The organism is Actinomadura sp. NPDC047616 (assembly GCF_040642915.1).
Lineage (GTDB): Bacteria > Actinomycetota > Actinomycetes > Streptosporangiales > Streptosporangiaceae > Spirillospora > Spirillospora miaoliensis.
In genome coordinates, this window is the sequence record NZ_JBEYTB010000031.1 from 25,589 (window position 1) to 36,454 (window position 10,866).

13 protein-coding genes are annotated in these 10,866 nt (G+C 70.3%); 7 read left to right on the forward strand and 6 right to left on the reverse strand.

The genetic code is table 11. From position 1 onward, the window contains the following. Positions 1–138 precede the first annotated feature (138 nt). On the forward strand, positions 139–1,020 hold the full coding sequence (locus ABZ801_RS40725) for an aminoglycoside phosphotransferase family protein (protein ID WP_360709094.1): 882 nt from the start codon (positions 139–141) through the stop codon (positions 1,018–1,020). A gap of 124 nt (positions 1,021–1,144) precedes the next feature. Here ABZ801_RS40725 and ABZ801_RS40730 read toward each other — a convergent pair whose 3' ends face one another. Beyond that, positions 1,145–1,684, reverse strand: a complete 540-nt coding sequence (locus tag ABZ801_RS40730; RefSeq protein ID WP_360709096.1) for a carboxymuconolactone decarboxylase family protein — start codon at positions 1,682–1,684, stop codon at positions 1,145–1,147. Positions 1,685–1,740: 56 nt separating this feature from the next. Then, entirely contained in the window at positions 1,741–2,319 is a 579-nt protein-coding gene (locus tag ABZ801_RS40735) for a TetR/AcrR family transcriptional regulator (RefSeq protein ID WP_344958839.1), read from the reverse strand. 118 nt (positions 2,320–2,437) lie between these two features. Here ABZ801_RS40735 and ABZ801_RS40740 point away from each other — a divergent pair, with 118 nt between their 5' ends. After that, the gene (locus ABZ801_RS40740; protein ID WP_360709098.1) at positions 2,438–2,929 is read left to right on the forward strand and encodes a hypothetical protein; all 492 of its coding nucleotides are present in this window, start codon (positions 2,438–2,440) and stop codon (positions 2,927–2,929) included. Here the strand turns inward: ABZ801_RS40740 and ABZ801_RS40745 are convergent. Then, positions 2,920–3,540 carry a TetR/AcrR family transcriptional regulator C-terminal domain-containing protein gene (locus ABZ801_RS40745; protein ID WP_344958836.1) on the reverse strand — a complete coding sequence of 207 codons (621 nt, stop codon included), beginning with the start codon at positions 3,538–3,540 and terminating at the stop codon, positions 2,920–2,922. The genes ABZ801_RS40740 and ABZ801_RS40745 overlap by 10 nt on opposite strands. Positions 3,541–3,734: 194 nt before the next feature. Here ABZ801_RS40745 and ABZ801_RS40750 point away from each other — a divergent pair, with 194 nt between their 5' ends. Continuing rightward, positions 3,735–4,679, forward strand: coding sequence for a zinc-binding dehydrogenase (locus tag ABZ801_RS40750; RefSeq protein ID WP_360709101.1), 945 nt, complete (start codon positions 3,735–3,737; stop codon positions 4,677–4,679). Positions 4,680–4,736: 57 nt separating this feature from the next. Here ABZ801_RS40750 and ABZ801_RS40755 read toward each other — a convergent pair whose 3' ends face one another. Then, positions 4,737–5,120 (reverse strand): hypothetical protein, encoded by a 384-nt coding sequence (locus ABZ801_RS40755; RefSeq protein ID WP_360709104.1) that lies wholly within the window; start codon positions 5,118–5,120, stop codon positions 4,737–4,739. A gap of 190 nt (positions 5,121–5,310) precedes the next feature. Between ABZ801_RS40755 and ABZ801_RS40760 the strand changes: the two genes are divergently transcribed. Next, positions 5,311–5,646: a helix-turn-helix transcriptional regulator gene (locus tag ABZ801_RS40760; RefSeq protein WP_360709107.1), complete on the forward strand. Its 336-nt coding sequence runs from the start codon at positions 5,311–5,313 to the stop codon at positions 5,644–5,646. Further along, positions 5,637–6,206, forward strand: coding sequence for a hypothetical protein (locus ABZ801_RS40765; protein WP_360709110.1), 570 nt, complete (start codon positions 5,637–5,639; stop codon positions 6,204–6,206). The genes ABZ801_RS40760 and ABZ801_RS40765 overlap by 10 nt, the downstream gene beginning before the upstream one ends. Positions 6,207–6,287: 81 nt before the next feature. Here ABZ801_RS40765 and ABZ801_RS40770 read toward each other — a convergent pair whose 3' ends face one another. Both ABZ801_RS40770 and ABZ801_RS40775 read right to left on the reverse strand, forming a co-directional pair. After that, positions 6,288–7,391, reverse strand: coding sequence for a HigA family addiction module antitoxin (locus tag ABZ801_RS40770; RefSeq protein ID WP_360709113.1), 1,104 nt, complete (start codon positions 7,389–7,391; stop codon positions 6,288–6,290). A 30-nt stretch (positions 7,392–7,421) separates the two neighbouring features. Next, entirely contained in the window at positions 7,422–7,787 is a 366-nt protein-coding gene (locus tag ABZ801_RS40775) for a type II toxin-antitoxin system RelE/ParE family toxin (RefSeq protein ID WP_360709115.1), read from the reverse strand. Between the two features lie 321 nt (positions 7,788–8,108). Between ABZ801_RS40775 and ABZ801_RS40780 the strand changes: the two genes are divergently transcribed. Continuing rightward, positions 8,109–9,074, forward strand: coding sequence for a superoxide dismutase (locus ABZ801_RS40780; RefSeq protein WP_360709118.1), 966 nt, complete (start codon positions 8,109–8,111; stop codon positions 9,072–9,074). A gap of 119 nt (positions 9,075–9,193) precedes the next feature. Then, the gene (locus ABZ801_RS40785) at positions 9,194–10,780 is read left to right on the forward strand and encodes an alkaline phosphatase D family protein (RefSeq protein ID WP_360709120.1); all 1,587 of its coding nucleotides are present in this window, start codon (positions 9,194–9,196) and stop codon (positions 10,778–10,780) included. Positions 10,781–10,866 lie beyond the last annotated feature (86 nt).

Genomic DNA, 10,866 nt, shown 5'->3' on the forward strand with positions numbered 1-10,866 from the left:
CAGGGAATCCAGCGATTTTGGCGAGAGGACGCGCGGGGTGGAGGTGGTCGGGGTTACCGTCGCGGCGATGCGGGCGGCGGGGAGTCCCGTCCAGCAAGTGCAGCCAGTGTTATGCCGGATGCGCGGACGATCCTAGGGGTGCCTGAGGTGAGTTCACTGCACTGGGAGGCCGTTCCCGAAGCGCACCGGGCCGTCATCGAGGCTCGTTTCGGCCAGATCCTCAAGGCCGAGGCCGTCACCGGCGGGCTGATGCCGGGTCTGGCTGCGCGTCTGCACACCGGCGACCGGGCCTTCTTCTTCAAGGGGATCCCCGGCGAGCAGCCCGCCGCCCGGCTGTATCGGCGGGAGCGCGACGCCAATCGGGCGATGGGTGACGTCCCCGCACCTCGGATGTTGTGGTCGGGCGACTCTGAGGGCTGGGTTTCGCTGGTCTTCGAGCACCTGGACGGGCGGGGCGCCGATCTTTCGCCCGGCTCGCCCGACCTTCCCGGCGTTCTGGAGGCAATGAGGCGTGTCAACTCGCGGCACGCCTGGCAGAACGCTCCGCCCGTGGGCGACAACCTGGCCGCGCTCCAGGAGAAGGCCGCCGCTCTGCTGGCCAAGCGGCCGGACGAGCCGCACTGGGCGATGTACGCGGAAGCGGTGGCCGGCTTCTTTCTGGAGGCTGTGACAGGGCCGTTTCTGCTGCACTACGACCCCCATCCCGGCAACTTCCAGGTCACCCGGGCTGGGGTCATGGTGATCGACTGGGCTTTCGCCTGTGCCGGGCCCTCTTGGCTCGACGCGGCGTTCCTGGTGCCCCGTCTCATTGAGGCCGGGCATAGTCCCGCCCAAGCCGAAGCGTTCGTGGCCGATCATCCCGGGTGGGGCAGTGCGTCCGCCGACGTCGTTACCGGGGTCGCGGCGCTGTGGACGTTGTTCCGGGAGTACAAGGCTCTCCATGGCCCGGACGAGGCCAAGGGCTTTCGCGCCCGTGCTGCTCAGGCCGGGCGGGCTTGGGTGGAGCACCGTTCTCGGTGAGAACACGTTCGTTGGCCCCGTCGCGTTGGTTCGGCGGGGGCCTGTTCATGGGCGGCCCTGGCAGTCCGCGGCCGTAGGGAAGGGGCCGACGTGGGGTCGGCCCCTTCGGCCTTTCGGACGGAGGTCAGGTCAGGTGTTGGTAGCCGGTTTTGATGAGGTTTTCGGCTACGGCTTCGTACATGGCGGGGTCGTCGGGGGTGGTGGCGGCGAGGCCGTCCACGTAGCGGTTGTACATGCAGAAGGCGGCGGCGATCAGGACGGTGTCGTGGATCTCCACGTCGGTGGCGCCGGCGTCGCGGGCGGCGGCGATGTGCTTGTCGGTGACGTCGCGGCCGCTGCGTTGGACGGCGCCCGCGATGTGCAGCAGGGCGCGCATCTTCGCCGAGACCGGCGCGCTGTCCAGGTCGGCGCGTACCTGGTCGACCAGGGTCATGCCCTCGTCGAGCTGGGCGGCGGCGAAGGCTGCGTGGGAGCGTTCGCAGAAGCGGCACTCGTTGCGGTTGGACACGTAGGCGGCGATCAGTTCGCGTTCGCCGCGCGTCAGGGTGCTGTCGCCGCGCAGCAGTACCTCGGCCAGGGCGTTCAGGGGGCCCGCGGTCTCCGGACGGTAGTGCATCAGGCCGAGGATTCCGGGGGCGTCGTTGTCCAGTTCGATGTGCGCCATGGGCTCTCCTTAGCGGGACGGGTACCCCACGACCGTCTCCGCTCTCGGACGCGAGCTCAAGCCATGGCGATCAGTTGGCGGGCCGTCGTACGGGCCTTGTCGCAGGCGTCGTCCACGTTGCCGAAGGTTCGATTCGAGATGGCACCCTCGTAGACCAGCAGAAGCTGGTCGGTGAGCAGGCCGGGATCGGCCACGCCGGTCGCTTGCGCAAGTTCGAAGATGCGGTCGCGCAGGGAGCGCTTGTACGAGGTGACCACGGTGCGGGCGGGGTGGTCGGGGTCGGCCAGTTCCGCCATGGCGTTGACGAAGGAGCAGCCGCGGTACCGGGTCTGCGAGGTCGCCCATTCCCTGAGCGCGTCGAAGACGGCGAGCAGGCGGGCGCGGGGGTCGTCCCCGGCCTGCGTGATGCAGCGGTCGAGCAGCGCCTGCCAGCGCACCTCGCGGCCGTCGAGGTAGGCCAGGATCAGCCCGTCCTTGCCCTTGAAGTGCTTGTAGAAGGTCATCCGCGCGACCCCGGCGGCCTCGATCACGCCGTCGACGCCGGTCGAGTTGATGCCGTTGGCGTAGAAGAGCTGGTCGGCGGCTTGCAGGATCCGTTCCCGGGCGGGGGGTGTGCGTCCGCTGGCGTCGTCCATGACACGGAAGCATATAGAACGTTCTGTCTACCTACAAGACCACGGAACGGTTCAGGATCCCTGACGCGCGGGCACGTCCGGGATCCCTTTCGGTCACGCTCTGCTATGAAGACCTACCATGAGTCACATCACGCTCGTCAGGCGTGCGTTCCCGCTGCTCGTTCCCGTGCTCATGGCGGCCGGATGCTCCTCGTCGTCCGACCATCCCACGGCGGAGAAGAGCGCGACCGCCACCCCGTTGCTTCCGCTGCCGCATCCCGCGCTGACCGGGGCGGACGGCGCCGACGTGAAGGCGTGCAAGGACGCCGACTGCGAGATCGTCGTCCGGGGCAGGTCCACCGCCATACCGCTGGCCCCGAGGTTCGGCATCACGACGTTCCTCGTCACGCACGTGCCGCCCAACAAGATGACCTATGTCGTCATCCGGACGAACGGCGAGTCCGTGCAGGCGTACAACCGGGGAACCGGCAGGTTCAGCCTCGGCGCCGGCCTCACCGTCACCGTGCGGAAGATCGACCACACGGGCGCCGTCGTCCGTTTCGAGCCGAAGGCCCGCGACGGGGACGAGGACAAGATCACCGGCTCCAGGGGCGCCGCCATCTACAACTGACGGATCTTCCCGCGGATCCCTTCGATGAGGAGTTCCAGGCCGTAGGTGAAGTGCTCCTCCGGGTGCGGCGCGGCCAGGTCGTCCGCCGCGGCCAGCATGTGCGGGTGACGCTCGGGGTCGAGCGCGGCGGTGAGGCGGTCGGCGGCGGCCTCGGGCACCGCGGCGGCGAGTTGCTCCTCGGCGGCGTGGCCGACGACGTAGTAGGTGAGGGCGTCCACCGCCCACACGGCGTCACGGGCGCCGAGGCCCGCGTCGCGCAGGACGCCGATCATCGTCTCGCCGTAGGCGAGGGCGTTGGGCAGGGGGAAGAAGACCCCCGAGAACAGGCGGGCGCCGTCGCGCCGGGACAGCAGCGCCCTCCGCAGCCGGCGGGCCGTCTCGACGATCCGCCCGTCCCATGGCAGGCCGGCGTCGAGCCCGGCGGCGACGTCGGCGAGCATGCGGTCGGCCATGGCCTCCAGCAGGGCCTGCTTGCTGGAGAAGTGCCAGTACGTCGCGCCGTTCTGGACGCCCAGCGACGCCGCCAGCCGCCGCATCGTCAGCCCGTCCAGGCCCACCTCGTCCAGCAGGTCGAGCCCTCCGGCGACCACCTGGTCGCGGGTCAGCCGCATCGCGGTCCCTCCCTATCCGGTTGACGCGCCCGACCAGTATGGCGCAGACTTCAACACCGTTGAACTTCAACATCGTTGAAGTCAGTCGGAGAGGAGAGCGCATGCTGATCAGGAACACGCCGTGACGACGCCGTCCGGCCGCGCACCCCGCGCGGCCGGACGTCCCTCCCCCGGTCACGAAAGGAAGGTCAGCGATGCGCACAGTACGTTTTCACCAGTACGGCGGCCCTGAGGTGCTGCGAGCCGAGCAGGTGCCCACACCCGAGCCCGGAGAAGGGGAACTGCTGGTCGAGGTCGACGCGATCGGGGTGACGCTCCCGGTCGTCCGGCTCACCCACGGCTCCCCGGAAGGCGCCGGGGTACCGCTGCCGCACACGCCCGGCGGCGAGATCGTCGGACGGGTCGCGGCGATCGGCCCGGGCGCCTCGGGCTGGCGGATCGGCCAGCGGGTCACCGGGTTGGCCTTCAGCGGCGCCTACGCCGAGTACGCCGCGGTGTCCGCCACGTTCATGACGCCCGTGCCCGACGCGGTCGACGACCATGCGGCGCTGCTGGTGTCGCGCAGCGGCCAGGTGGCGTGGGGCGCACTGCACGCGGGCGGCTTCGCCAAGGGCGACAGCGTGCTGGTCACCGCGGCCGCCGGAGGGGTCGGTCATCTGGCGGTGCAGCTGGCGGTCGCGCTGGGCGCGAGCCGGGTGGTCGCCGCCGTGGGCGACGTCGCCAAGGCGGGGTTCGTCCGCGAGCTGGGCGCGGACCACGTCGTCACCTACGACCAGGACGACTGGGGAGACCCGGTGGACATCGTCCTGGACGGCGTCGGAGGCGAGGTGCAGACGTCCTGCCTGCGGGCGCTCGCCCCGCTGGGACGGCTCGTCTCGTTCAACGGCGTGGGCGGGCAGGTGGACGTCAACGAGCTGCGCATGCGGGGCACGGCCGTCATCGGCTTCGCGATGGCCCACCTGGCCGGCCTGCGGCGCGACGTGTACGAACGCCACCAGCGCGAGCTGTGGCGGCTGCACATCGACGGCCGCCTGCGCCCCGCCGTCCACGCGTCACTTCCCCTGGAGGACGCGGCCGAGGCCCACCGTGTCATCGAGGCACGGGCCAACCGCGGCAAGGTCGTCCTCGTGCCCCGCTGAGACGGGCGATCCCCGACCCGGCGTCGACGCCCCCGATGTCGACGCCGGGCACGGCGGTCAGTGCGCGGGACGCCTGACGAAGCGCGCGAGGACCGCGACGAAGAGGCTCACGACGAAGGTGCCGAGCATGACGAGCCCCGCCCCGATGACCCACAGGCCGCTGGCGTCGTCCGACCAGTCGTAGGCCGCGGCCGCCGTCATGCCCAGCGTCGCGCCCAGCACGGCGGCCACGGCCGACAGGCGGCGGGCGACGACGACGCCGATGACCAGCAGGAGGCCGACCAGGCCGATCACCTGCCAGGCCTCGTAGGGCCCGCGGACGCTGCCGTCCGGCAGCTCGTCCTCGTGCTGGTCCCAGCCGAGCCAGGCCGCCCAGTCGGCCATGCTCAGGACCATGACCAGCAGGGTGGCCGCCAGTGCGCGTCCGAACGTTCGCCTCATGCCGTCCAGGCTCCCGTCCCGGCGAGCCGGAGGGCACCGCGCGGCTACTCAGATCGCCTGAGTAGCCGCGCACGGCCGGCTGGACGACGTGGCCGCCGGATGAGCCGGCGGCCACCCGGACAAGTGGTGGCGGCATCCTCGGACGCACAGACCCACCCACGCCGGCGCACCCGGCCCTTACCGTTGGGGCATGGCCAAGAACGGTGAGCTGCGGGAATTCCTGCGCACCCGGCGGGCGCGCGTGCGGCCCGAGGAGGTGGGCATCGAGGCCGGCGGCCAACGCCGCGTCCCGGGCCTGCGACGCGAGGAGGTCGCGATGCTGGCCGGCGTGAGCCTCGACTATTACGCACGCCTTGAGCAGGGCCGCCGCCTCCAGCCGTCCGATCAGGTGCTCGACGCGATCGCCCGCGCGCTGCGGCTGGCCGAGGTCGAGAGGCTCCACCTCCACCGCCTCGTCCGGTCGACCGTCGCCGCGTCCAAGCCCGACGATCTGCGGCTCGCCCCCTCGACGCGGGCATGCGGCTGATGCTCGACAGCTTCACGACCCCCGCGATGATCATCGACTCGCGCGGAGACGTGCACGCGATGAACCGCATGGGACGGGCGCTGCTGGTGGGACTCGAACCGATGCCGTCCGCGGCGGCCAGCCACCCGCGCTGGCTGTTCCTGCAGCCGTCGACGCGCGAGCTCTTCACCGACTGGGAGATGAACGCGCGCGTGAGCGTCGGGGTCCTCCGGGAGGCGGCGGGCCGCTACCCACGCGACAGGAAACTGCACGCGCTGATCGGCGAACTGTCCGTCGCCAGTCCCGAGTTCCGCACCTGGTGGGCCGAGCACGATGTCGACGCGCGATGCCGCGGCCCCAAGCGATTCCGCCACCCCGTCGTCGGCGAGCTCACCATGCAGGTCGAGGCGCTGCGACTCCAGGACGGGGAGCGCTGGCTCTACGCCTACGCGGCGGAACCCGGATCGCACTCCGCAGAGGCGCTCCGGTTGCTCGGCACGTGGGCCGCAACGCAGGACGCCGAGAAAACAGCCGCTCAGACCGGAGTTCCGCACTCCCCCCTCCCCGCGCCCAACGAATAGCAACAAAGCCACAGACGACGCCCACCCGGTGTCCCAGGCCGTCACCACGGCACGCCGAGCACACCCCTTGGACTCACTCACCTAGGCGGGGCAGAACTCCGAGAAGTCGATCTCGCGAGAGTGCTTGCCCCGGATGCGCGCCTTGCCGGGCAGGCGTGCGGCCACCACGCTCACGGCGACACCGATCCGGTCGGCGAACCTCCGCACCTCGTCCGGACTGTCCAGCGAGGCAAGGCCGGCCGCCTGGTCGGGCGGGATCAGCAGGTCACGCGCGAACGCGTCCGCCTCGCGCTCCATCGGGTCGACGCCGGGACGGCCGTCATGGATCCACACCATCGACTTGGTCCGGCCGTGTCTGAGGACCTGATAGATCGCCCGGAAGAACGTGAACCACAACTCGCCCGCACTGTCGTGATGAGTGCTCAACGCGACCATCGCCTTGTCCGCCGACAACCACCGGGTCATGCCCTTCACGTGCGTGTCGGCGAAATCCGGGACGATGACGACGGCGATGCCGTTGCGCGCGCAGATGTCGCGCATCAGCGGCAGCAGCACGCCCGGCGGCTGCACCGTCAATTGCCGGAGCTTGTCGAGTGACGCTTCGAGACCTTGCCGGCTGTACGGATCGCAGGCGATATCGCGGGCCTTGAGCTCGGCGAGCCGTAGGAGCGTCGCGACCGCGCCTGGCCTGGCGCCGGGTGCCCTGGTGCGCTGGAAGTCGATCGCGGGCGCTTCGTACAGCTCCCGATAGGTCGACACGTGTGCGACGCCGAAGAACATCAGAAGCTGATGAACGCGGTCACGGGGATCGTCCGTCTCGGCGGGAAGGTCACCACGCCGGACCAGTTCGGCGACGGGCATCTCCGCCAGCCAAGCGGTCAGTTCCGCCATGTCCCCGCGATGGCGCAGACGCTGCCGTGCGGACTGGTAGTCGGCCTCCAGCCGGTTCCACATCCGTGCCGACATGCCGGTCACCAGTTCGAGCCGCTGGGCCACCTCGGGGGACAACGGAACCAGCCCCTGGATCAGCTGGTTGACATGCTTGGCCGTCAGCCCCAGCCGGACGGCGAGCTGCCGCTGGCTCATGCCGAGTTCGTCCAGGAACTCCCTGATGGTCTCGCCGGGAGGCACGGCGTAGTTCGGCTCGCCCGCCGGATAGACGTCAACCACAGGATCCTTGGTCACCGTCGCTCCTCCTCCCCCGATCCCGGTCATTCATCCGTGGTAGTCAACGATCTCGGTGGCCAGTGCGGCCACCTCGCCCGGGGCGCCCGGCGCTTCCTGCCCGTCTTCGATGGCGATCAACCGGAACACGCTCTCCTCGCCGTCCCTCCCCGTGAACAGCTGGAAGACCAGGCGCCAGCCCGCATGCAGCATCATGGCGTAACAGCCCGCGCGGTCCCCTTGAAGGGGATGGCACTTGCCAGGGGCGCGCATGACGTCGTCCAGCGACTCGGCCGCCGCCAGGACCGCCAGCCGCAGCCTGATCTTCTTGGCTCCCTCGGCGCCGTACTCCTTCCGCAGTTCCCGATCATCGGCACATCGATCGCGCAGTCGCCGATCGGCGAAGTACACCTTCAACCGTCGGCCTCCCCCTAAGTATGCACCTGATAGGTAAACGTCACACCTGTCGCTGGAGGAAGAACTCTGACATAGATCTTCCTTCCATGGAAATTGATCTACGTCGTTTTGCCCATGCAGGCCCGGCGCCCGAGGTTGAGCGGCGTTGACGCGGTGCGCGGGAACCGGGACGGCGGCTTGATCGTGTTGGGGGGTGGGGCGGCACTGGCGTGGAGGCCGGTGCGGCAGGGGGCCGGGTGGCGCGGTCCGGTCATGGGAAAGGGCTTTCCCGGACGGCGCGTCCCTGGAAATCTTGGTCGCATGAGAGAAGGGACGATCTCCATGAGCCGCCGAATCACCGTGGCCGCGGCCTCGCTGGCCGCCGTCGGGCTGGTCGCCGCCACGGCGCCCGCCGCACACGCCGCGGCCGCGCCCGCGGGCGTCGTCGCGCAGCACCACACGACGTACCCGGCGACGTTCGCGCTGCCGGACGGGTTCCGGCCCGAGGGCATCGCGATCGGCCCCGGGCCGTACGCCTACCTGGGCTCGCTCGCGGACGGCAGCATCTACCGCGCCGACCTGCGCACCGGCCGGGGCAAGGTGATCAGCCAGGGCCCCGGCACCCCGACGACCGGGGTGAAGATCGACGCCGCCGGGCGGTTGTTCGCCTCCGGAGGGAACGCCGGCAACGCCCGTGTCATCGACACCCGTACCGGAAAGGTGCTGGCCACCTACCAGCTGGGCAGCGGCACCACGTTCATCAACGACGTGGTGCTCACCGGGGACGCGGCCTGGTTCACCGACTCGATGTCGCCCCAGCCGGCCCTTTACAAGCTCGCGCTGGGACGCGGCGGCAAGCTCCCCAAGGCCGCGCAGCGTCTTCCGCTGTCGGGCGACTTCGTCTACGACCCGGCCGGGCACAACGCCAACGGCATCGCCAGGACGCCCGACGGCAAGGGCCTGTTCGTCGTGCAGAGCACCACGGGCAAGCTGTTCAGGGTCGACCCCAGGACGGGCGTCACGCGCGCCGTTGACCTGGGCGGCGAGTCCGTGGTCAACGGCGACGGCCTGCTGCTGCGGGGCAACACCCTCTACGTGGTGCAGAACCGCACCAACGCCGTGGCCGTGCTGAAGGTGAACGACAAGGGCACGTCAGCCGAGGTGCTCCGCCGCATTACCGACCCCCGCTTCGACGTACCGACGACTGTGGCCGCGTTCACGGGACGCCTTTACATGCCCAACGCGCGCTTCACCACCACCCCCACTCCGACCACGCCCTACAACGTCGTATCCGTGAACGCCCGCTAAGGGATTTGGCAGGGGCCCGGGAGACCGCGGGAAACGAGCGGAATGATGGACATGGCCATCCCCCGTTCGATAGAGAGCCAGCTATGACCGCCTTGGTACTCGGGCCCCTGCTCAGGCATGTGAGCGAGCGAACCGCCACCGTCTGGGTGGAGACCGACGCCCCCTGCGAGGTGCGCGTCGTGTCACGGGAGCACGGCGTGGACGCCGCGGCTCGGACGTTCACCCTGCATGGGCACCACTACGCCATCGTCGACGTCGACACCCTGGAGCCCGGCTCCACGGTGCCGTACGAGGTGACGCTCGACGGTGAGACGGTGTGGCCGGAGCCCCAGTCCCCGTTTCCCCCGAGCCTCATCCGCACGATGGCGAGCGAACCCGACACGTTGAAGATCGCGTTCGGGTCGTGCCGCCGTTCCCCCGACAAGGCCAACCGGCACGGGCTGGACGCGCTGGCCGCCTACGGCCACGCGCTGGCGAGCGGCGGCGAGCGGCCGGACGTGCTGCTGATGGTCGGCGACCAGGTGTACGCCGACGAGCTGAGCGACGAGATGCGCGCGTTCATCGCGCAGCGCCGCAAGGCCGGCCAGGAGCCCTACGACGAGCTGGCCGACTTCGAGGACTACACCTACCTGTACCGGCTGGCCTGGCGCGACGACCCGGCGGTGCGCTGGCTGCTGTCCACCGTCCCCACCTACACGGTCTTCGACGACCACGACATCCGGGACGACTGGAACACCTCCTACGCGTGGCGGCAGCAGATGGAGGCCACGCCGTGGTGGCGCGACCGGATCATCGGCGGCATCGGCTCCTACTGGATCTACCAGCACCTGGGCAACCTGGCGCCGGAGGAGCGTGCGGCCGACCCGGTGTACAAGGCGGTGCTCGCGGCCTCCGAGCACGGCGGCGACGGCGCCGAGATCCTGGACGAGTTCGCCGACCGGGCCGACCGCGACCCGGCGTCCACGCGCTGGAGCTACGCGCACGACTGGGGCGGCACCCGCCTGGTCGTCGTGGACAGCCGCTGCTCCCGGCTGCTGACCTCCGAGCGCCGCGGCATGCTGGACGACGAGGAGTTCCGCTGGCTGGACGAGCAGTGCCAGGGCGACCGCGACCACCTGCTGATCGCCAGCTCGCTGCCGTACCTGCTGCCGCGGACGATCCACAACGCCGAGAACTGGAACGAGGCGATGGCCGAGGGCGCCTGGGGAAAGAGCGGCGCGTGGGTCGGCGAGAAGATGCGGCAGGCGGCCGACCTGGAGCACTGGGCCGCGTTCAACGCCTCGTTCCGCGCGGTGGCCGAGGACGTGCTCGCGGTGGCGCGCGGTGAGCGCGGTGCCGCCCCGGCGAGCATCTCGTTCCTGTCCGGCGACATCCACTACTCCTACCTGGCGCGGGTCACCTCCCCGGACACCACGTCGACGATCTCGCAGATCGTGTGCTCGCCGTTCCGCAACCAGCTGCTGGGCACGTTCCGCTGGGCCAACAAGATCGCCACCGTGCCGGGCACGGCGGGGGCGTTCCGGCTGCTGGCGCGGCTGGCCAAGGTCGCTCCGCCGCCGCTGCGGTGGCGCATCACCGAGGGGCCGTGGTTCGACAACGCGATCGCGACGGTGCAGCTGTCGGGCCGTGAGTGCCGGGTGCGCTGGCGCACGCCGCGCACCGAGACCGAACTGTCCGAACTGCGCGACATCCAGCTCACCGACTGACAGTGATGATGTTCGTGGTGACGCCGCAGGTGGGTCTGACCCACCGACTGACTGACGTCTCGACTGTCCTTTTTGGGATTTGTCGG